The sequence below is a fragment of the Aeromonas sp. ASNIH4 genome (genome assembly GCF_002934425.1).
Classification (GTDB): domain Bacteria; phylum Pseudomonadota; class Gammaproteobacteria; order Enterobacterales; family Aeromonadaceae; genus Aeromonas; species Aeromonas hydrophila.
In genome coordinates, this window is the sequence record NZ_CP026217.1 from 3,729,001 (window position 1) to 3,748,110 (window position 19,110).

The window sequence follows — 19,110 nt, forward strand, 5'->3', positions numbered from 1 at the left end:
TGGCAGAACAGGCCATGTTCCCCTATATCTTCTGTACCCCAACAGGAGAGAATCCATGTCGAGTTCCAGCGAAAACAGGCTGTTTTTGCTGCTTTTTTTATCGCTGTTGCTGGCCGGCACCGGGCAGGCAGCGGCGCAAAGCAGGGATTTCAGACAGGCGCCCAAGGCGCTCAGCGCACTGAAGAAAGGTCAGCAGGCACAGAGTCAGGGCAATTTGACCCAGGCCATCCACTTCTACTGTGCCGCTGCCACCACGGGTAACCCGGAAGGGTATTTTCGTATCGGCCGCCTGCTCGCCACCGGCCCGGGCTCGGTTCGCAACCCCCGCATGGCCAACGCCTACCTGGCCATGGCGATCCGCCTTGGCAACCAGCAGGCCGCCCGCTACTACAACAGCCGGGTCGGCAATGCCGTGATGGGGGATCAGTGCGGCAGCGGCGTCGGTGGATCCGGCGGTTACTTCGCCGCCATCCCCACCACCCCCTTCAATCTGGAGGCCTATCTGGCCCGCCAGTCACCCGCCAAACAGAAGCTGGCCACCATGCTGCGCCACGCCGCCAAGCGCCACCGCATCGACGAGCGGCTGGTGCTGGCCATCGCCATCGCCGAATCCAACCTCGACAGCCGCGCCGTCTCCCCCAAGAATGCCCAGGGGCTGATGCAGCTCATCCCCGAGACCCAGCAGCGCTTCGGGGTCACTCGCCCCTTCGATCCGGAGCAGAACATCAAGGGCGGCGTGGCCTACCTCAAGTGGCTGCACACCCATTTCGACGGCAACTGGACCCTGATGTCAGCGGCCTACAACGCCGGCGAAAAATCGGTGGAGCAGTATGGCGGCATCCCCCCCTATCAGGAGACCCAGCAATATGTGCGGCGGGTGCTCTACTTCGCCGGCCACAAGCAGCCCTGAGCCCAGGCCTCTGCCGGCCCGCTATTGACAAAAATCACACCCGCATTTGCGCAATCGTTTGCCTTTCGGTAGGATCCGGCGCTTTCTCGCTCGTTCTACAGGTAATCCATGAATCTCATCAAACGCTGCTCGCGCCTGCTCACCCTGTTTGCCCTCTTCTCCTCCGCCGTCGTGGCGGCCAACCCGGCTCCCGCCCCCATCCTGATCCAGGGGGCGATGGATGTCGAAGTCGAGACCCTGGTGGCCGCCCTCAAGGACAAGCAGGAGCTGACCGTGGGCGCCTGGACCTACTGGCAGGGCACCCTCTCGGGTTATCCGGTGGTCGTCTCCCGCACCGAGGTGGGACTGGCCAATGCCGCCGCGGCCACCACCCTCGCCATGGAGCGCTTCCAGCCGCGCCTCGTCATCAATCAGGGCACGGCGGGCGGCCACGATCCGGCGCTGCACCGGGGTGATATCGTCATCGGCACCAAGAGCTTCAACATGGGGGCCTACCGCAGTGACCTGACGCCCGCCGAGCAGGGTGTCGACCCGAGCAAATGGCACAACTTCGAGGTCACCATGCGCCTGCGTGACAACGGCAAGCTGGTGGAGCACTCTTCCTTTGCCGGCGATCCCGAGCTGGTCGGCCGCGCCCTCGGCATGGCCGACCGTTATCGTCACGGTCGGGTGGTCCCCGGCATCATAGGCACAGCCGACGAGTGGAACCGCCAGGTCGCCCGCATCAACTGGCTGCACCAGACCTACAACACGGCAGCAGAAGAGATGGAGACCTCCTCCGCCGCGCTAGTAGCCGAGGCCTACAAGGTGCCCTTCGTGGGTATCCGGGTGCTCTCCAACACCGATCTGCACGGCGAGGAGTTCGATCCGCAGACTGCCATCCACTGCCAGCAGTTCGTCATCGATTATGCAAAGGCGCTCATCAACGGCTTCAACAAGGCCTGATACACCGCAGTGGCAGCCGGGCCAACAAGGCGGCATTTGTCGTCGGTATCCGGGTACTCTCCAACACCGATCTGCACGGTGAGGAGTTCGATCCGCAGACCGCCATCCACTGCCAGCAGTTCGTCATCGATTACGCAAAGGCGCTCATCAACGGCTTCAACAAAGCCTGACATGCCAGAGAGGCCGCCACTATGGCGGCTTCTTTTCTTGGTCATCCCTATCAGGCGGGACTTGCCCCACGCTCTCTTCCGCAGCCGATATCAACTCCCCGGACACGCCCTGCGCCCATAGTGGCGGTAGTAGCCCACCAGATTGCTGACCAGAAACAGCCCCTCCATCAGCGCCGCCACGGGCGATCCCACCAGCAGGTTGTTGGCCAGCCAGCAGAGGGTGCCCAGCAGCATCCAGCGCCGCAGCAGGCGATCATCCGGACAAAACGCAGCCCGGGTCTGCAGCAGGCTGGCCAGCAACCCCAGCAAGGCGAGCGGTCCCTGATAGGTGGCGAGCACGGCAAGGCAGGACAACCCCATAAAAAGCCACATCAAGAGGCGACGCGTGGCCAGCATGCTGACCACGAAGCGCAGGCTCGCCAGCCAGAGCAGCAGTGCGGCCGACGCTTGTCCCAGCAGCGCGAAATGGGCGCCATTGAGGGCGCAGGAGAGCGCCAGGCAGGCCAGAATGGTCCGGCGCGTCCGCAACTGAAACGACAGCAGATCCAGCAGCAGCGCCAGGCTCACCACCAGTTGTGACCACAAAAACAGCGACATCATCCCCACTCCAGGCTTGTTCGAAGGGCCCAGCATGGCGGGAATGGGCAAGGCGCGGCATTAACCCGTGTTAATGCGCCGGCGGATCCGCGACAGGGTGACCGGACTGATGCCGATGTAGTTGGCGAGCTGCACCTGAGTGAGCCGCGCCGGCCAGTGGGGGAAGGTGCGACAGAGCTCCCGGTAGCGCTCTTCCGGGGAGCGGAGCAGCAAGAAGGCCTCCTTGCGCTCCTTGTAGCACAACTGCTGGCGCAGCAGGGCCATGCAGACCGGTTGCCAGACGGGCTCGTCCAGCAGGGCCAGCGGCACCCGCACCAGTTGCAGCGCCGTCACGGCCTCCAGCTGGTAGCGGGCAGGCGCCCCGCTGAGCCAGCTGTCGTAGAGCAGACAGAGCTCTCCTTCGAAGTAGAACTCCTTGCAGCGCTCCTGCCCGTCCCGATTGTAATGGCAGGCGCGGGCGATGCCCCGCTCGATGTAGAAGGCCGACTCCTGCATCGCCCCCTGAGCCAGCAGCGGCTGGCCGGGCTGCAGGGTCAAACGGGGCAGGCAACCGGCAAGCGGCTCGCCGATGGCGGGTGCCAGCCCCATGGCGGCGAGGGTGGCCGCCAGAGGCGGGGCTGAGGGCTGGCTGGTCATGCAAACTCCGGGGCAAACTGGGCCTTCATCATGCCAAGTTTGGCGGCCCGTTGCAGCAGGCTGTGATGGCCCCGGCAAAGGGGATGGCCGGCCGGGTGCCACCTTTGCCCCCCCTCGCCCATTGGTTTACAATCGACGGGTTTTTTGGAACCCGGTTGACCCGCGTCGACCTGGCCCCACCACGACATCAGTCTGTTAGTGCCAAGACATTAACCTGCTGAAAAGGAAGAGAATTAGCCAATGGCTCAATTTATTTACACCATGAACAGGGTCGGCAAGGTAGTGCCGCCCAAGCGTCATATTCTCAAGAACATCTCCCTCTCCTTCTTCCCGGGCGCCAAGATCGGCGTGTTGGGTCTGAACGGCGCCGGTAAATCGACCCTGCTGCGCATCATGGCAGGCATCGATACCGAGATCGAAGGGGAAGCCCGTCCGCAGCCCGGCATCAAGATCGGCTACCTGCCGCAGGAGCCGAAGCTGGATCCAGAGCAGACCGTACGCGAAGCGGTCGAAGAGGCGGTCGGCGAGGTGAAACGCGCCATGGCCCGGCTGGACGAGGTCTATGCGGCCTACGCCGACCCGGATGCGGATTTCGACAAGCTGGCCCGCGAACAGGGCGAGCTGGAAGCCATCATCCAGGCCCAGGGCGGCCACAACATGGAAAACCAGCTGGAGCGCGCGGCCGACGCCCTGCGCCTGCCGGCCTGGGATGCCCAAATCAAGCACCTCTCCGGTGGTGAGCGCCGCCGGGTGGCACTGTGCCGCCTGCTGCTGGAAAAACCGGACATGCTGCTGCTGGACGAACCGACCAACCACCTGGATGCGGAATCCGTGGCCTGGCTGGAGCGCTTCCTGCACGACTACGAGGGCACAGTCGTGGCCATCACCCACGACCGTTACTTCCTCGACAACGTGGCCGGCTGGATCCTGGAGCTGGACCGCGGCGAAGGTATCCCGTGGGAGGGCAACTACTCCTCCTGGCTGGAGCAAAAAGATGCCCGTCTGGCGCAAGAAGCCAGTACGGAAGCGGCTCGTCGCAAGTCCATCGAGAAAGAACTGGAGTGGGTTCGCCAGAACCCGAAAGGCCGTCAGGCCAAATCCAAGGCCCGTATGGCTCGCTTCGAGGAGCTCAACACCAACGACTACCAGAAGCGCAACGAGACCAACGAGCTGTTCATTCCGCCCGGACCGCGCCTCGGCGACAAGGTGGTGGAGGTGGCCAACCTCTGCAAGTCCTACGGTGACCGCCAGCTGATCGACGATCTCTCCTTCTCCATTCCGAAGGGGGCCATCGTCGGCATCATCGGTCCGAACGGTGCCGGTAAATCGACCCTGTTCCGCATGATGTCGGGTCAGGAACAGCCGGACTCCGGTTCCATCACCCTGGGTGAGACCGTGGTGCTGGCCTCGGTGGATCAGTTCCGCGACAGCATGAACGACAAGAAGACGGTGTTCGAGGAAGTCGCCGACGGCCAGGACATCCTGCGCATCGGCAACTACGAGTTCCCGAGCCGGGCCTACATCGGCCGCTTCAACTTCAAGGGCGCCGATCAGCAGAAGCGGGTCGGCGAGCTGTCCGGTGGTGAACGCGGCCGTCTGCACCTGGCCAAGCTGCTGCAGACCGGCGGCAACGTGCTGCTCTTGGATGAACCGACCAACGATCTGGACATCGAAACCCTGCGCGCCCTCGAGAACGCCCTGCTGGAGTTCCCGGGTTGCGCCATGGTCATCTCCCACGACCGCTGGTTCCTCGACCGCATCGCCACCCACATCCTGGACTACCAGGACGAGGGCAAGATCGCCTTCTTCGAGGGCAACTTCACCGAATACGAAGAGTGGAAGAAGAAGACCTACGGCGCCGAGGCCATCCAGCCGCATCGCGCCAAGTACAAGCGCATCGCCAAGTAACAGGGTAAACAAGTACGGCTTCTACATCAGCCGCACCGTTTCCACCACGACAAGCGCATCGCCAAGTAACAGGGCAAACAAGTGCGGCTGCTGCATCAGCCGCACCGCTCCCATCACGACAAGCGAATCGCCAAGTCAACCGGCACATGCCACAAGGGGAGCGCAGGCTCCCCTTTCTTGTGCCCGATCGCTTACAATCCAAGACGGATACCTTATGCATGGATGTAGCAAGATGACGACCCAGCCCACAGAGAAGAAACTGACCATCCAGATCCGGGTCGAGCCCGGCTGCCTCGGGCCGGATGGCAAGGCGCACATCGAGACCTTCTGCACCGCCGCCGCCAAGATCTTCGCCGCCGTGGAGCCGGAGCTGGTGAACTGGACCCTGCTGCCCCGCTATGACAAGCAATTGCCGGAGCAGGAGTTTTTCATCGACGGTCGCAAGCTGACCGAGGAGCAGGCCAGCCTGTTTCTGCGCCGCCTGGGGCGGGAGCTGGGGGAAGTACAGGAGACCCTCGACTCCGTGCTGGCCCAACTGGTGGAGCGCTACTTCAAAACCCTCTGAGCTCTTCCCTCTCTGCTCCAAAAAGGTTCTCCGACGAGAACCTTTTTTGTTGGCGAAAAAGCAAACGTTTGAATTTTTGCTCTATTCATTGATCCGCCTCGCAGATCCGGGGTTTGTAAACGGCGCCGCCTGTGTAAAAATGTGCGCGCTGTCACGGTATCAGGACGAGTCTGGTTGTTTAACCACCAGAAACAGGGCATCACGCCCGCATGGATGGGACCGGCTCCTCGCCTGCTGCTTATTTCACGTCACCTATTGGAATCCAACATGAATCAACCACACCAGGCCCCCGCACAGGCCGCCGGGCAAGGATTGCTTGAGCGTCTGTTTGCCCTGAAGGACCATGGCACCAACGCCCGCACCGAAGTGATCGCCGGCATCACCACCTTCCTGACCATGGTCTACATCGTCTTCGTCAACCCGCAGATCCTCTCTGCGGCAGGCATGGACACCCAGGCCGTGTTCGTCACCACCTGCCTCATCGCCGGCATCGGCAGCATCCTGATGGGTCTGCTCGCCAACCTGCCCATCGCGCTGGCTCCCGCCATGGGCCTCAACGCCTTCTTCGCCTTTGTGGTGGTGGCCGGCATGGGCTACTCCTGGCAAGTGGGCATGGGCACCATCTTCTGGGGTGCCATGGGCCTGCTGATCCTTACCCTGCTGCGGGTGCGCTACTGGCTCATCGCCAACATTCCGCTCACCCTGCGGGTCGGCATCACCGCCGGCATCGGTCTACTGATCGCCCTGCTCGGCCTGCACAACGCCGGCATCGTGGTCGCCAGCCCCGCTACCATGGTGACGGTGGGTAACCTGACCTCCCTGCCCTGCCTGCTGGGACTGCTCGGTTTCTTCCTGATCTGCATCTTCTCCGCCCGCGGTGTCCACTCCGCCGTGCTGATCGCCATCGTGGTGACCACTACCCTGGGCTGGCTGTTTGGCGACGTCACCTTCAAGGGCTTCGTCTCCATGCCCCCCAGCATTGAGCCGGTGTTCGGTCAGCTGGATCTGATGGGTTCGCTCGACATCAGCCTGGCCGGGATCATCTTCTCCTTCATGCTGGTCAACCTGTTCGACTCCTCCGGCACCCTGATCGGCGTCACCAACCGCGCCAAGCTGGCCGATGACAAGGGGCACTTCCCGCGCATGAAGCAGGCCCTGCTGGTGGATAGCGCCAGTTCCGTCGGCGGCGCCTTCATGGGTACCTCCTCGGTCACCGCCTTCATCGAGAGCAGCTCCGGCGTCGCCGTCGGCGGCCGTACCGGCCTCACCGCCATCGTGGTCGGCCTGCTGTTCCTGCTGGCGATCTTCTTCTCTCCGGTGGCCGCCATGGTGCCGGCCTACGCGGCGGCGGGCGCTCTCATCTACGTGGGCGTGCTGATGTGCTCCGAGCTGACCCGGGTGAAGTGGGAAGATCTGACCGAAGCGGTGCCGGCCTTCATGACCGCGGTGATGATGCCGTTCAGCTTCTCCATCACCGAGGGAATCGCAGTGGGTTTCATCTCCTACTGCGTGATGAAGGCGGGCACCGGCCGCTGGCGCGAGATCAACCCCTGCGTGCTGGTGGTGGCCCTGCTGTTCGTACTCAAGTTCGTCTGGGTCGACAGCCACTAAACCGCGACGCACAAACACAGCGCAAACAAAAATGCCCGTCAACGACGGGCATTTTTTATGGCTGACGAAGGGGCGCTCAGCGAATGCCGCGCGCCTCGCGGATCCACTCCCAGGCCTGCTGGATCTCCTGGGTCTTCTCCTTGGCCATCTCCATCATCTCCGGCGGCAAGCCCTTGGCGGCCAGCTTGTCCGGGTGATGCTTGCTCATCTCTTTGCGGTAGGCACGCTTGATCTCCTGATCGCTGTAACTCTCGCTCACCCCCAGCAGCTGGTAGGCATCCTTGAGCCGGTCACGGGAGGGCGCCTCCTGCCGGTACTGCTGCCCGCCGTGCCCGCCATCCTGATACTGGCCACCGTGCGCCCGGTTGAAGAAGTTCATCTGCGCCTCGGCCATCGCCAGAATGCGGGCCAGCTCGATGCGGCTGAAGCCCAGCTCGTCGGCGATGGTGTGCAGGATGGCGCGCTCGTTGGCCTCGACCTTGCCATCGGCGAAGGCGGCCTGCAGCTGCACCTCGAGGAAGAAGCGCAGGATATCGCGCTGGCCCTGGCTGGCACGGCGAAACTCGGCCAGGGTCTCCCGCAGCGGGAAGTCTGCCTCCTTGCCCTGACGGAACGACTCCTGGGCGCGAGCCCGCGGCTCCCCTGCCAGCCGCATCCGATCCATCAGGTTAGAGGCGACCCGGATCTCCTGCTCGGTCACCTGGCCGCTCGCCTTGGCGATGTGACCCATGACGGCGAAAGTGGCGTGGAAGAAGACCGCCTGTTGCTGCTGGGTGGGCGCGCGGCGAAAATTCAAGCCCATGCCACGGTCGAAACGGTGGCCGATCCAGAGGCCAAGCAGGGCACCGAAGATGTTGCCGAGCAGAAAACCGAAGAAGGCGCCAAGCACCTTACCCCAAATACGCATGGTTCAAGACCTCGTGAAATTAATGAGTGCGTCCTTGCAACTGTTCGTCCAGCGCCTGCAGCCGCGCCACCGTGCCGATGTCGCGCCACTCGCCGGCCAGCAGGCTGCCGCCCACCCGGCCCTGCGCCATCCACTCTCGCAGCAGCGGCGCCAGCTTGCGCGCCCCCTGTGTGAGTCCGGCAAAGGCGGCGGGATCATAGAGCCCGACTCCGCTGAAGGTCAGCGCCGGGCTATCGACCACCCTGCCCGCCTGCAGCGCAAAGTCCCCTGCCGGATGTTGCGGCGGGTTGGGCACCAGCCAGAGGTGGGCCAGATCCGTACCCAGCGGCTGGGTCACCAGGGTGCGATAGTCCAGATCGAGCCAGGTATCGCCGTTGATCACCAGAAACGGCTCATCCCCCAGCAGTGGCAGCGCCTGCACGATGCCGCCGGCGGTCTCCAGCGCGCTCTCCTCCGCCGACCATTGAATGTCGACTCCGAACTGACGGCCGTCGCCGAGGGCCTCTACCAGCTTGTGGCCGAGCCAGGCGTGGTTGATGACCAGGTCGGTCACACCGGCATCCCTGAGCTTGTCGATATGGTGCACGATGAGCGGCTTGCCCCCCACCGCCAGCAGCGGCTTGGGCAGGCTGTCGGTGAGCGGGCGCATCCGCTCGCCGCGACCGGCGGCCAGGATCATCGCCTTCATGACGCCACTCCGGTGCGGGCCAGCCCGGGCAGCACCACCTGCTCCAGCCACTGGCCGAAACGGGCCAGCACCGGGTAGCTCGCGCCATGGCTGCGGCAGACATCCACCACATAGCCGAGGGTACGGGGAATGTCCTTGAGGTAGCCGGACTTGCCATCGCGGTGGTAGAGACGGGTGAAGATGCCCGCCGCCTTGAGGTGGCGCTGCATGCCGGTGAGATCAGCGGCGCGACGAAACGCGGCGTAATCGAGCCCGCCCAGCAGCTTGGCCTGCTGCAGGGTGTCAAACCCGAGCCGCATACCCTGCTCGATCACCGTGTCAGGCCAGCGCACGTAGCAGTCTTTCAGCAGCGAGACCAGGTCATAGCTGAGCGGGCCTATGACCATGTCCTGGAAGTCGATCACCGCCAGCCGGCTGTCGGCCGGGGTCTCGCCACCGCACACCATCAGGTTGCGGCTGTGAAAATCCCGGTGCATCACCCCCTGCGGCTGGGCCAGGTTGTTTTCGGTGAGGCAGGCGAAGGTCTCATCAAGCAACTGCTGCTCTTCATCGCTCAGGGCCAGTTGCAGATGGTGACCCAGCAGCCACTCGGGGAAAATGCTGTTCTCCCGCGCCATAAAGGCGGAATCAAAAGGCTCGAGGTCCAGTTCAACAGCCCCGAGACGGGGCAGCAGCGCGATGGCCTTGCCGTACCAGGCCAGCACGTTGTCTGCGTTCAGGCAGCCGATAAGCTGGGTATCCCCCAGATCCGTAACCGCCAGCAGCCCCTGCTCATAGTCCACCGCCCGCACCTCGGGGGCCAGCAGACCACCGGCATGCAGGGCCGAGGCATTGCGGACAAACTCATGATTCTTTTCGGTTTTAGGATTGGCATCCACCCAGATCAGGCCACCGCCACGGTGGTAGCGGCGAAAACTGGCGTCACCAGAAATGAGGGTCAACTGCAGGCTGGCATCACCGGAAATCCGGCGCGCCCAGTGCAACAAGAGGGAATCGCGATCGTGCATAAGTCGGGGACCAAATTGGAAAGCAGCACTTGGCTGTTAGCCCTGGCCGCAATAATGCTTTATCATTGCCGGCTAACATAAAGCAATGACATGCAATGTCAACTCGATGAATCCTGTCGTAAAATGCATGTCTTGAATCAGCCGTAGCTACCACGGATTGCGCGAGTCTTTCACATGACAAAACGGACACTGGGATACTCCTATCCCATCGCCCTGACCATCAGCCTTGTTCCAGCCCTGACCCCGGCCATCGTGCAGGCGGCGCCGCTGACGCCGCCGCCCGCCACCGGGATCCTGGACGGGCTCTGCTATGACTATGTCCCCAAGATTGAGAAGCTGGCGCCCGGCAAGGACGCCAACGCCCAACCCGTGGAAGTGGATGCCGATCGGCTCGAAGCCAAGCAGGGCGGCACCGCCGTCTACCAGGGCGACGTCAAGGTGCGCCAGGGCGTGCGCAAGTTCGATTCCGACTACGCCGAGCTCGATCAGAAGAGCCGGGACGTCATCGCCATCGGCAACATCTACTACAACGATGGCCAGATCACGGTCACCAGCGACAAGACCCTGAAATCCAACCTGGATACCAAAAACTCCGAGCTGGAAGAGGGCAAGTATCAGGTGCATGGCTCGCCGGTGCGCGGCTCCGCCGACCGGGTCACCATGACCAACAACAACCAGAACATCACCCTGGAAGGGGCCCAGTACACCACCTGCCCGCCGGGTCAGGAAGTGTGGACCCTGAAGGCGGGCAGCATCGACATCGATCAGACCGAGGTGTTCGGGGAGGCCTGGAACGCCAGTCTCTGGCTCTACGACTACCCGGTGTTCTACTTCCCGTACATCAACTTCCCCATCAAGGATGAACGCAAGACGGGCCTGCTCTACCCCGGTTATACCCAGAGCTCCAAGAACGGCATGGACATCACCCAGCCGTTCTACTGGAACATAGCCCCGAACTACGATGCCACCATCACCTCCCGTTTTATGGACAGACGGGGCCTGATGGAGCAGGTGCAGTTCCGCTACATGCCGGATCCGGCCCACGTCGGCAGCCTCTATTTCGAGAACCTGGCCAACGACAAGCAGTACGACGAGACCCCGAGTCTCAACCAGGCCATGTCCGACGGTCACCGTTACCTGCTCAACGCCAACCACACCTCGCTGTTTGCCGACAACGCCATGCGGGTGTCGCTCGACTACACCAAGGTGCGGGATCGAGATTACAACTACTTCAACGACTTCTCCCCCAAGGTGGGCACCCAGGTGGAGAACCAGTTGCAGCAATCCCTGATGGCCGGTTACTTCCAGCCCAACTGGAACATCAACACCGAGGTGCGCACCTACCAGATCCTGCTGGCCAGCGCCCAGCAGCCGCACGAGCTGATGCCGCGCATCGACCACAACTATTACCAGCAGGGCAGCTGGTACGATCTCGCCTGGAACACCGAGATCACCAAGTTCGGCTACAACAACGCCCAGGCCATCGCCCAGAACCAGGGCGGCGCCTACACCGGCACCCGGGTCTACACGGCCCCGACCCTGACCATGCCGCTCATCAACGAGGCAGGCTACTACCTCGACAGCCAGTACAAGCTGATGTACACCCGTTACGATCAGGAAGTGCCGGACAATATGAGCCAGACCTTTGTCAGCCGCTTTACTCCTGAAAACGGCAACGGGGTCACCCTGGACGAAGGGATCATCACCCGCACCCTGCCCTCCTTCCGCCTCAAGGGCGGCATGACCTTCGAGCGCAACCAGAACTGGTTCGGTGGCGATGCCAACCAGACCCTGGAGCCGGAGTTCCAATACCTCTATGTGCCCTACAAGAACCAGGACAACATAGGCGTCTATGACTCCACCAGCATGCGTCAGGACTACTACAGCCTGTTCAGCGACCGCCGCTACGCCGGTCTGGATCGCATCAGCGACTCCAACAGAGTCTCCATCGGTCTCACCAGCCGGGTATATGATGAGGCCGGTGATGAACGAATTCGGCTGGCCGTTGCCCAAGCTTTCGATTTTGTTGCGCCCAGGGTCAAGCTCTATCCCAGCGAGACCCTGACCACCAACACCCGCTCCCCGCTCTCCTTCGAGGGGGATGCCAAGATCAACGAGCAGTGGTTTGCCCATGCCGGTGCGCAATATGATGTGGACCAGAGCCAGCTCAGCTCAGCCAACAGCGCCATCGAGTATCGCCGCGAGAAGCTGATCAGCCAGCTGAACCATCGTTTCGTACGCGATGCCAACTACGATCTTGAAAACAAGGGACAGGTAACCGACCTCAACCAGATCGGCCTACTGTTGACTACCCCGCTCAACGACCAGTGGCACCTGTACGGGGGTTACTATCAGGAGCTGAATCAGAGCGTGAAGTCTGATCGCAAGGTAGGCCTGAAGTACGACTCCTGCTGCTGGAGCATCAACTTCAACCTGGAGTGGGTCAACACTCCGGACAACGTGACCATGCGTCCGACCTCGGAACGCAGTCTGGGCATTCAGTTTGAAATGAAAGGATTGGGTAGCGTGGGTACCGGCTCCAAGGGCACTTCCCTGGACACCGAAGCACTGCCTTACATTCGTCCGTTTAACCTGCGAGACCAATAAGCGGTCTGGCAAACGCCTTGAGAGATGGATATGAAGAAGACGTTGATTTCCCTGCTGACTGCAGGCCTGTTCGGAGCCATGAGCCAGGGTGCCTTCGCCGCCCCCGAACTGATGGACAAGGTGCTTGCCGTGGTCAACAAGGACGTGGTGCTGGCCAGCCAGCAGGAAGCCCTGGTGCAGAAGGTGAAGGCCTCTGCCCAGGAGAGCGGCCAGTCCCTGCCCGATGACGCCACCCTGCGCAAACAGGCGCTGGATCGGCTGATCCAGGAGAGCCTGCAGCTGCAACTGGCGGATCGTCAGGGCCTCAAGATCAGCGATACCCAGCTGGAGCAGGCTATCCAGAGCATCGCCGCCGACAACAAGATGACCCTGGATCAGCTGCGGGCCCAGCTGGCCCGTGAAGGGCTGACCTATGCCCAGTATCGGGAAGAGGTGCGCCGCGAGATCCTGATGAACGAGGTGCGCCGCAATCAGGTGCGCCGCCGCATCAACATCTCCGAGCAGGAGGTGAAGCAGGTGGTCGACATCCTCGCCAAGCAGGGTCAGCAACAGCAGCAATACCATGTCGGCCACATCCAGGTTGCCCTGCCGGACAACCCGAGCGCCGAGCAGCTCAACGCCGCCAAGAGCAAGATTGAACGCATCCTGGCCGCCCTCAAGCAGGGCGCCGACTTCCGCAAGATGGCCATTGCCGAGAGCAGCGGACCCAAGGCGCTGGAAGGGGGTGACTGGGGCTGGATGAGCCCGCAAGAGATGCCGACCCTGATGGCCGAGGCGGTGCAAGGCACCAAGAAGGGCGACATCGTCGGCCCGCTGCGTTCCGGTGCCGGCCTGCACATCATCAAGGTGTTCGACAGCAAGGGCCAGCAGCAGGTCGTGCAGACCGAAGTGCGCGCCCGCCACATCCTGATCAAGCCCTCCATCATCCTGAGCGAAGAAAAAGCCAAGGGCATGCTGGACGGCATCCTGCACGACATCAAGAGCGGCAAGGCCAGCTTCGCCAGCCTGGCGGAGAAATACTCCGAAGATCCGGGCTCTGCAGTGCAGGGTGGCGAGCTGGGCTGGTCCGATCCCAACGTCTATGTGCCGGAGTTCCGCGACATGGTCAACCGGCTGCAACCGGGCCAGATCAGCGAACCCTTCCGCACCACCCACGGCTGGCATATCGTCCAGCTGGAAGAGCGCCGCAGCCAGGATGCCACCAACAAGGCCCAGGAGCAGCGCGCCTATCAGCTGATCTACAACCGCCGCTTCACCGAAGAGTCCCAGGCCTGGCTGGACGAGCTGCGTGATGAGGCCTACATCCAGATCGAAGGCGCCGGCAGCTGATGAGTTGTCGTCGTCTCGCCATCACCCCGGGTGAACCGGCCGGGATCGGCCCGGATCTGGTGCTGCAGATTGCCCAGCAGGAGTGGCCGCACCAGCTGGTGGTGATCGCCGATCCGGCGCTGCTGCGCGAGCGGGCCGCCCTGCTGGGGCTGCCCGTCGAGTTGCAGCCCTATGATGCCGACCAGCCTGCCCACCCGCAGCGGGCCGGCACCCTCACCGTCTGTCCGGTTCCCCTCGGCGCCGCCGTGGTGCCGGGCATGCTCGACGAGGGCAACGGTGCCTACGTGCTGGCCACCCTGCAGCGCGCCTGCGACGGCAACATGAGCGGCGAGTTTGCCGCCGTGGTGACCGGGCCGGTGCACAAGGGGATCATCAACCAGGCCGGTGTCTCGTTCAGCGGCCACACCGAGTTTTTCGCCCAGCAGTCGGGCACCGCCGACGTGGTGATGCTGCTGGCGACCGAGGGACTGCGGGTCGCGCTGGCGACCACCCACATTCCGCTGGCCTATGTGGCGATGGCCATCACCGAGGATCGGCTCGGCAAGGTGATCCGCATCCTGGATGCGGATCTCAAGAGCAAATTCGGCATCGCCACACCCCGTATTTACGTCTGCGGCCTCAATCCCCACGCCGGGGAAGGCGGTCATCTCGGCCGTGAAGAGATTGACGTGATCGAACCCGCCCTGGCAGGCCTTCGCCAGGAGGAGATCGATCTGGTCGGCCCGTTGCCGGCCGATACCCTGTTCCAGGACAAATACCTCAAGGATGCGGATGCGGTACTCGCCATGTACCACGACCAGGGGCTGCCCGTGCTCAAATACAAGGGCTTCGGCAGCTCGGTCAATATCACCCTTGGACTTCCTTTCATCCGCACTTCGGTGGATCACGGCACCGCACTGGATCTGGCAGGCAAGGGCCTCGCCGACTCGGGCAGCCTGATCACCGCGATCAACCACGCCATCAAGATGGTAGAGAAAAAAAGATATGAGCAGTAAGGTGCAGAGCAACAAGGTGCACATGGGCCACACCGCCCGTAAGCGTTTCGGTCAGAACTTCTTGCACGATCGCTACGTGATCGATCAGATCGTGGCCGCCATCAATCCGCAGCCGGGTCAGAACCTGGTGGAGATCGGCCCGGGTCTGGCCGCGCTGACCGAGCCGGTCGCCTCCCAGATGGACAAGATGACCGTGGTCGAGCTGGACCGGGATCTGGCGGCGCGCCTGCGCGAACACCCGACCCTGAAGGACAAGCTGACCGTCATCGAGGCCGATGCCATGCGCTTCGACTTCGGCACCCTGATGGGGGAAGGCAAGGGGCCGCTGCGCATCTTCGGCAACCTGCCCTACAACATCTCCACCCCGCTCATCTTCCACCTGTGCGAGTTCGCCGACCGGGTAGAGGACATGCACTTCATGCTGCAAAAGGAAGTGGTCCTGCGTCTGGCCGCCGGCCCCGGCAGCAAGGCCTATGGCCGACTGAGCGTGATGACCCAGTACTACTGTCAGGTAGTGCCGGTACTGGAAGTGGGCCCGGGCGCCTTCAAACCGGCACCGAAGGTGGATTCCGCCGTGGTGCGCCTGATCCCGCACAAGAACCCGACCATAGTCGCGAAAGACATTCGTTGCCTGAACCGGGTCTGCACCGAGGGCTTCGGCCAGCGTCGCAAGACCATTCGCAACAGCTTCTCCAACTTCATCACGGACGCCCAGCTGACCGAGCTTGGTATCGATGGCAACCTGCGCCCGGAGAACCTCTCCCTCGAGCAGTTCGTCATGATCGCCAACTGGCTGGCGGATCAGCAACAGGCCTGATCCCGTGGCCACTCCGCACATCGTGATCCGCCCATACCCCCGTTATGTGGCGGATTCGAAAGACCCTTACCAGTTCCACTATCTCATCGAGATCGAGAACCTGGGGCCGGGCCCGGCGCAGTTGCTGCACCGGCGCTGGCTCATCACCGATGCCAATGGCAAGATGCTGGAAGTCGAAGGCCCCGGCGTGGTCGGCGAGCAGCCGGTGATCGCAGAGGGAGAGACCTTCCGCTATCAGAGCGGCGTACCGCTGGCCACCCCGCTTGGGGTGATGGAAGGGAGTTATACCCTGCAAGACGAGTCGGGGCAGCAATTCGAGGCGCCCATCGCGCCCTTTACGCTGGCCGTCCCCCACATTATCAACTGAGGTTTCATGGCGAACTGTTTTGTTGGCGATATCCAGGGCTGTTACGACGACTTGCGCCGTCTGCTGGATCTGGCCGAGTTCGATCCCGCTAACGACGTGCTCTGGCTGTGTGGCGATCTGGTCGCCCGCGGCCCGGACTCTCTCAATACCCTGCGCTTCGTCAAGGGGCTGGGCAACCGGGCCGTCACCGTGCTCGGCAACCACGACTTGCACCTGCTGGCGGTCGCCGATGGCGTCGCCCCGCTCAAGAAGAAGGACAAGCTGCAGGAGCTGATGGAGGCACCGGACCGGGACGAACTGCTGGAGTGGCTGCGCCACCGTCCGCTGCTGGCAGAGCACCCCGACCTGCCCATCATGATGGTGCATGCCGGCATCTCCCCGGCGTGGGACGCCCGCACCGCCCGCAACTGCGCCCGCGAGGTGGAGAGCCTGCTGCGCGGCGATCAGTACCAGTGGCTGCTGCACAACATGTATGGCGATCAGCCAGATGGCTGGCAGGACGATCTGGTCGGGATCGAGCGCTACCGCTACATCATCAACACCTTCACCCGGATGCGCTTCTGCTATTTCGACGGCCGGCTCGACTTCAAATGCAAGAAGGGCCCCACCGAATCGACCCCGGGCCTGCGCCCCTGGTTCGAGCAGCGCGAGCATCATGTGGATGACCCCATCCTGGTGTTCGGGCACTGGGCGGCCCTGATGGGCAACACCGGCAAGCAGGACATCAAGGCGCTGGACACCGGCTGTGTCTGGGGCAACAGCCTCACCCTGTGGCGCTATGAAGATAATGCCCTGATCGCCACCCCCTGTCCCACTTACGCCAAGTGACGATAAGGGGACTGCGTCTGAGCAATCAGTGCCTCACCTTGTGGCGCTATGAAGAATGATGCCCTGATCGCCACCCCCTGCCCCACTTACGCCAAGTGACGATAAGAGGCCGGATCTGAGCAACCCTGTGGCGCCATGAAGATGAGGTGCTGATCGCCACTCACAGTCCCGCCTACGCCAGATAGGCTGCAAAACAAAACGGGCCCGGCATTGCCGGGCCCGTTTTTTATGGTTCTTCGCGCAAGCGTGGGGAAAGGTAAGTTGACAGACAGGGATCGGGTAAACTGGTAGTCGCCAAACAAACCGGTTCCTTCACCCTGCTGTCACTATGCATGATATTAATTTTGCCTCGTTCTGGCCAGGCTACGACGTTTCTGTCCATAGCCGCTGTGCCACACAAATTACTTTCGCTCTTGAACCTCGTTCTAACCACCTGCCTCTTTGTGGCAAGTGTCATCAGCCCTGCCCATTGGTCCACGATCGTCGCACCCGCCTAGTCCGTGACCGCGATCTGTTTGAACTGCGGGTTCGCCTGCAAGTCCCCATCCGTCGCGTTGACTGCCTGCACTGCGGCCGGGTGTCTGAACATATCGCGTGGTTGCCTCCCAGTTCACGCATCACACAACGATTGCAGAGCTGGGTTGAGGCCTTGCTTGAGTTGATGCCCATCAGTCATGTCAACCTGCTCACCGGACTGCATTGGCATACCATCAAGACCATCGACATACGCCGACTCCAAGCCAGTGTTGGCACCTTTGAACCTGGCGCTGTGCGACGGCTGGTGATGGACGAGTTCGCCCTGCATAAAGGCCATCGTTATGCCACTGTGATCATGGATGCTGAACGGACTCGTGTGTTGTGGGTGGGCCACGGTAATAGCCGGGAGGCCATTCGCCCCTTTTTCAAGCTGTTGGGCGAACAATGCCAACAGATTGAAGCCGTTGCCATGGACATGAACTCCGCCTTCGATCTGGAGGTGAAAGAGCACTGTCCGCAAGCCGAGGTGGTTTATGACTTGTTCCATGTCGTGGCGGGCTACGGTCGGAAGGTGATAGACCGTATCCGGGTGGATCAGGCCAACGCATTGCAGCATGACAAGCCAGCTCGCAAGGTGGTCAAGCAAGCGCGTTGGCTGCTGCTGCGCAATCGGGAGAACCTCAAGGAAGGGCAAGAGGTGCAATTGCAGGAACTACTGGCCGCCAATCAGCCCTTGGCCACAGCCTATGTACTCAAGGATGCCTTGAAGGAAATTTGGTACGCCCCCGACATCCGGGAAGGCTGGCGACGGTGGAGGGGCTGGACGCGGCACGCCAGGGAAAGTGGTCTGGCACCCTTGAAGGATTTTGCCAGAAACCTCCGGCGTTACATCCGAGGCATCTTAGCGAGCGCCCTCTTTCCAATGCACACCAGCCAGTTGGAGGGGGTGAATAATCGAATCAAGGTGATAAAACGCATGGCCTATGGGTTTCGGGACTCAGAATACTTTTTCCTGAAAATCAAGGCCGCCTTCCCCGGAAAGACGCGATGAACCTTTTTTATGGTGCATCACTCACCCTAGAGCTTGCGCCCCAACCGTTTCTCGATCTGCTGCCGCTCCCACTCGGGGCCGAACAGCTTGAACGGCTGGAACAGGTTGATGGCATGGGAGATCAGTCCCAGCCCCCAGCCCAGCGCCGGCCACCAGGCCCAGATATAGCCCGGGTTGCTCAGGTAGTTGATGACAAACAGCCCGCAAATCACCAGCAGGTAGCTGGCGATGTGGTAATAGAAACCCTTGAGCCCCTCCACATAACGCATGGCGGCCCGCTCCTCTACCGATACCCGTATCTCATCCCGTTCCATCGTGTCACTCCCTCTCATCTCGTGCTCCTGTTGGCTTGTACCGTCAAGTTGCGCCACCTCGAGCCCAAAGACGGCAGCCAGGGCCTTGAGGGATTCCAGTCCGGGCTGCTGGCCCTGCTCGATCCGCTGAATGGTGCGAACGCTCAGGCCGGTAAAGGTGGCCAACTGCTCCTGTGACCAGCCCCGCTGCAATCTCAACTTCCTGACGATCATCTCGAACTCCTTGTGGTTGATTGACGGGGCCAGCATAGGGGCCGGCGGGTGCCATGGGCCACGACAGCGCCCTGACACCAACCTGACTTTCCTTTGGATTCAGTGCATTAGATAAAAGAGCGTGCTCAAAAACTCAGCTATTCCTCCCCACGACGCCCCCATTCGATC

General features: G+C 62.2%; 19 protein-coding genes. 12 read left to right on the top strand and 7 right to left on the bottom strand.

The features are described 5' to 3' along the window. The first annotated feature begins 55 nt into the window (after positions 1-55). Positions 56-910 (top strand): lytic transglycosylase domain-containing protein, encoded by an 855-nt coding sequence (locus C2U40_RS17175; protein WP_029303826.1) that lies wholly within the window; start codon positions 56-58, stop codon positions 908-910. Between the two features lie 108 nt (positions 911-1,018). Then, the gene (locus tag C2U40_RS17180) at positions 1,019-1,855 is read left to right on the top strand and encodes a phosphorylase family protein (RefSeq protein ID WP_181014849.1); all 837 of its coding nucleotides are present in this window, start codon (positions 1,019-1,021) and stop codon (positions 1,853-1,855) included. Here the strand turns inward: C2U40_RS17180 and C2U40_RS27035 are convergent. Genes C2U40_RS27035 through C2U40_RS17195 form a run of 3 tightly spaced genes read right to left on the bottom strand, consistent with a single transcriptional unit; the run spans position 1,816 to position 3,258 of the window. Then, on the bottom strand, positions 1,816-2,070 hold the full coding sequence (locus C2U40_RS27035) for a hypothetical protein (RefSeq protein ID WP_181014848.1): 255 nt from the start codon (positions 2,068-2,070) through the stop codon (positions 1,816-1,818). The genes C2U40_RS17180 and C2U40_RS27035 overlap by 40 nt on opposite strands. A gap of 45 nt (positions 2,071-2,115) precedes the next feature. Further along, the gene (locus tag C2U40_RS17190; RefSeq protein ID WP_181014847.1) at positions 2,116-2,625 is read right to left on the bottom strand and encodes a YgjV family protein; all 510 of its coding nucleotides are present in this window, start codon (positions 2,623-2,625) and stop codon (positions 2,116-2,118) included. Positions 2,626-2,682: 57 nt separating this feature from the next. Beyond that, complete coding sequence (locus C2U40_RS17195) at positions 2,683-3,258, bottom strand: Crp/Fnr family transcriptional regulator (protein ID WP_045528088.1); 576 nt, start codon at positions 3,256-3,258, stop codon at positions 2,683-2,685. Positions 3,259-3,498: 240 nt separating this feature from the next. Between C2U40_RS17195 and ettA the strand changes: the two genes are divergently transcribed. The 3 genes from ettA to C2U40_RS17210 all read left to right on the top strand — a co-directional run bounded on the left by ettA (position 3,499) and on the right by C2U40_RS17210 (position 7,342). Continuing rightward, the gene (gene ettA, locus C2U40_RS17200) at positions 3,499-5,166 is read left to right on the top strand and encodes an energy-dependent translational throttle protein EttA (RefSeq protein WP_016349627.1); all 1,668 of its coding nucleotides are present in this window, start codon (positions 3,499-3,501) and stop codon (positions 5,164-5,166) included. Between the two features lie 232 nt (positions 5,167-5,398). Continuing rightward, positions 5,399-5,731 (top strand): hypothetical protein, encoded by a 333-nt coding sequence (locus C2U40_RS17205; protein ID WP_017410319.1) that lies wholly within the window; start codon positions 5,399-5,401, stop codon positions 5,729-5,731. A 267-nt stretch (positions 5,732-5,998) separates the two neighbouring features. Then, a complete protein-coding gene (locus C2U40_RS17210) occupies positions 5,999-7,342 on the top strand; it encodes an NCS2 family permease (RefSeq protein WP_103828220.1) in 1,344 nt (447 codons plus the stop codon). A 76-nt stretch (positions 7,343-7,418) separates the two neighbouring features. Here C2U40_RS17210 and djlA read toward each other — a convergent pair whose 3' ends face one another. Genes djlA through C2U40_RS17225 form a run of 3 tightly spaced genes read right to left on the bottom strand, consistent with a single transcriptional unit; the run spans position 7,419 to position 9,944 of the window. Beyond that, complete coding sequence (djlA, locus tag C2U40_RS17215; RefSeq protein WP_103828219.1) at positions 7,419-8,249, bottom strand: co-chaperone DjlA; 831 nt, start codon at positions 8,247-8,249, stop codon at positions 7,419-7,421. Positions 8,250-8,268: 19 nt separating this feature from the next. Continuing rightward, a complete protein-coding gene (murU, locus tag C2U40_RS17220) occupies positions 8,269-8,937 on the bottom strand; it encodes an N-acetylmuramate alpha-1-phosphate uridylyltransferase MurU (RefSeq protein WP_103828218.1) in 669 nt (222 codons plus the stop codon). Further along, entirely contained in the window at positions 8,934-9,944 is a 1,011-nt protein-coding gene (locus C2U40_RS17225; RefSeq protein WP_103828217.1) for an aminoglycoside phosphotransferase family protein, read from the bottom strand. The genes murU and C2U40_RS17225 overlap by 4 nt, the downstream gene beginning before the upstream one ends. 174 nt (positions 9,945-10,118) lie before the next feature. On the opposite strand from C2U40_RS17225, the gene lptD reads away from it, so the two are divergent. The 7 genes from lptD (at position 10,119) to C2U40_RS17260 (ending at position 18,415) form a co-directional block, all read left to right on the top strand. Then, positions 10,119-12,551 carry an LPS assembly protein LptD gene (gene lptD, locus C2U40_RS17230; RefSeq protein ID WP_065475915.1) on the top strand — a complete coding sequence of 811 codons (2,433 nt, stop codon included), beginning with the start codon at positions 10,119-10,121 and terminating at the stop codon, positions 12,549-12,551. 30 nt (positions 12,552-12,581) lie between these two features. Next, a complete protein-coding gene (surA, locus tag C2U40_RS17235) occupies positions 12,582-13,880 on the top strand; it encodes a peptidylprolyl isomerase SurA (protein ID WP_043168429.1) in 1,299 nt (432 codons plus the stop codon). Further along, complete coding sequence (gene pdxA / locus C2U40_RS17240) at positions 13,880-14,875, top strand: 4-hydroxythreonine-4-phosphate dehydrogenase PdxA (protein WP_103828216.1); 996 nt, start codon at positions 13,880-13,882, stop codon at positions 14,873-14,875. The genes surA and pdxA overlap by 1 nt, the downstream gene beginning before the upstream one ends. Then, the gene (gene rsmA / locus C2U40_RS17245; RefSeq protein WP_044799293.1) at positions 14,865-15,692 is read left to right on the top strand and encodes a 16S rRNA (adenine(1518)-N(6)/adenine(1519)-N(6))-dimethyltransferase RsmA; all 828 of its coding nucleotides are present in this window, start codon (positions 14,865-14,867) and stop codon (positions 15,690-15,692) included. The genes pdxA and rsmA overlap by 11 nt, the downstream gene beginning before the upstream one ends. Before the next feature lie 4 nt (positions 15,693-15,696). Next, a complete protein-coding gene (apaG, locus tag C2U40_RS17250) occupies positions 15,697-16,059 on the top strand; it encodes a Co2+/Mg2+ efflux protein ApaG (protein WP_016349618.1) in 363 nt (120 codons plus the stop codon). 6 nt (positions 16,060-16,065) lie between these two features. Then, entirely contained in the window at positions 16,066-16,887 is an 822-nt protein-coding gene (locus C2U40_RS17255) for a symmetrical bis(5'-nucleosyl)-tetraphosphatase (protein ID WP_103828215.1), read from the top strand. A gap of 328 nt (positions 16,888-17,215) precedes the next feature. Continuing rightward, positions 17,216-18,415 (top strand): ISL3 family transposase, encoded by a 1,200-nt coding sequence (locus C2U40_RS17260; RefSeq protein ID WP_158656423.1) that lies wholly within the window; start codon positions 17,216-17,218, stop codon positions 18,413-18,415. A gap of 26 nt (positions 18,416-18,441) precedes the next feature. On the opposite strand, the gene C2U40_RS17265 is transcribed toward C2U40_RS17260, so the two are convergent. Further along, positions 18,442-18,942, bottom strand: a complete 501-nt coding sequence (locus tag C2U40_RS17265) for a 2TM domain-containing protein (RefSeq protein ID WP_043162444.1) — start codon at positions 18,940-18,942, stop codon at positions 18,442-18,444. Between the last annotated feature and the right edge of the window lie 168 nt (positions 18,943-19,110).

Excerpts from the sequence above, each read along its gene's own strand:
- ettA (WP_016349627.1), top strand. The coding sequence starts at position 3,499 with ATGGCTCAATTTATTTACACCATGAACAGGGTCGGCAAGGTAGTGCCG.
- C2U40_RS27035 (WP_181014848.1), bottom strand. The coding sequence starts at position 2,070 with ATGACCAAGAAAAGAAGCCGCCATAGTGGCGGCCTCTCTGGCATGTCA.
- pdxA (WP_103828216.1), top strand. The coding sequence starts at position 13,880 with ATGAGTTGTCGTCGTCTCGCCATCACCCCGGGTGAACCGGCCGGGATC.
- C2U40_RS17175 (WP_029303826.1), top strand. The coding sequence starts at position 56 with ATGTCGAGTTCCAGCGAAAACAGGCTGTTTTTGCTGCTTTTTTTATCG.
- lptD (WP_065475915.1), top strand. The coding sequence starts at position 10,119 with ATGACAAAACGGACACTGGGATACTCCTATCCCATCGCCCTGACCATC.
- surA (WP_043168429.1), top strand. The coding sequence starts at position 12,582 with ATGAAGAAGACGTTGATTTCCCTGCTGACTGCAGGCCTGTTCGGAGCC.
- rsmA (WP_044799293.1), top strand. The coding sequence starts at position 14,865 with ATGAGCAGTAAGGTGCAGAGCAACAAGGTGCACATGGGCCACACCGCC.
- C2U40_RS17265 (WP_043162444.1), bottom strand. The coding sequence starts at position 18,942 with ATGATCGTCAGGAAGTTGAGATTGCAGCGGGGCTGGTCACAGGAGCAG.
- C2U40_RS17190 (WP_181014847.1), bottom strand. The coding sequence starts at position 2,625 with ATGATGTCGCTGTTTTTGTGGTCACAACTGGTGGTGAGCCTGGCGCTG.
- C2U40_RS17210 (WP_103828220.1), top strand. The coding sequence starts at position 5,999 with ATGAATCAACCACACCAGGCCCCCGCACAGGCCGCCGGGCAAGGATTG.
- C2U40_RS17195 (WP_045528088.1), bottom strand. The coding sequence starts at position 3,258 with ATGACCAGCCAGCCCTCAGCCCCGCCTCTGGCGGCCACCCTCGCCGCC.
- murU (WP_103828218.1), bottom strand. The coding sequence starts at position 8,937 with ATGAAGGCGATGATCCTGGCCGCCGGTCGCGGCGAGCGGATGCGCCCG.
- djlA (WP_103828219.1), bottom strand. The coding sequence starts at position 8,249 with ATGCGTATTTGGGGTAAGGTGCTTGGCGCCTTCTTCGGTTTTCTGCTC.
- C2U40_RS17205 (WP_017410319.1), top strand. The coding sequence starts at position 5,399 with ATGACGACCCAGCCCACAGAGAAGAAACTGACCATCCAGATCCGGGTC.
- C2U40_RS17255 (WP_103828215.1), top strand. The coding sequence starts at position 16,066 with ATGGCGAACTGTTTTGTTGGCGATATCCAGGGCTGTTACGACGACTTG.
- C2U40_RS17225 (WP_103828217.1), bottom strand. The coding sequence starts at position 9,944 with ATGCACGATCGCGATTCCCTCTTGTTGCACTGGGCGCGCCGGATTTCC.
- C2U40_RS17260 (WP_158656423.1), top strand. The coding sequence starts at position 17,216 with ATGCATGATATTAATTTTGCCTCGTTCTGGCCAGGCTACGACGTTTCT.
- C2U40_RS17180 (WP_181014849.1), top strand. The coding sequence starts at position 1,019 with ATGAATCTCATCAAACGCTGCTCGCGCCTGCTCACCCTGTTTGCCCTC.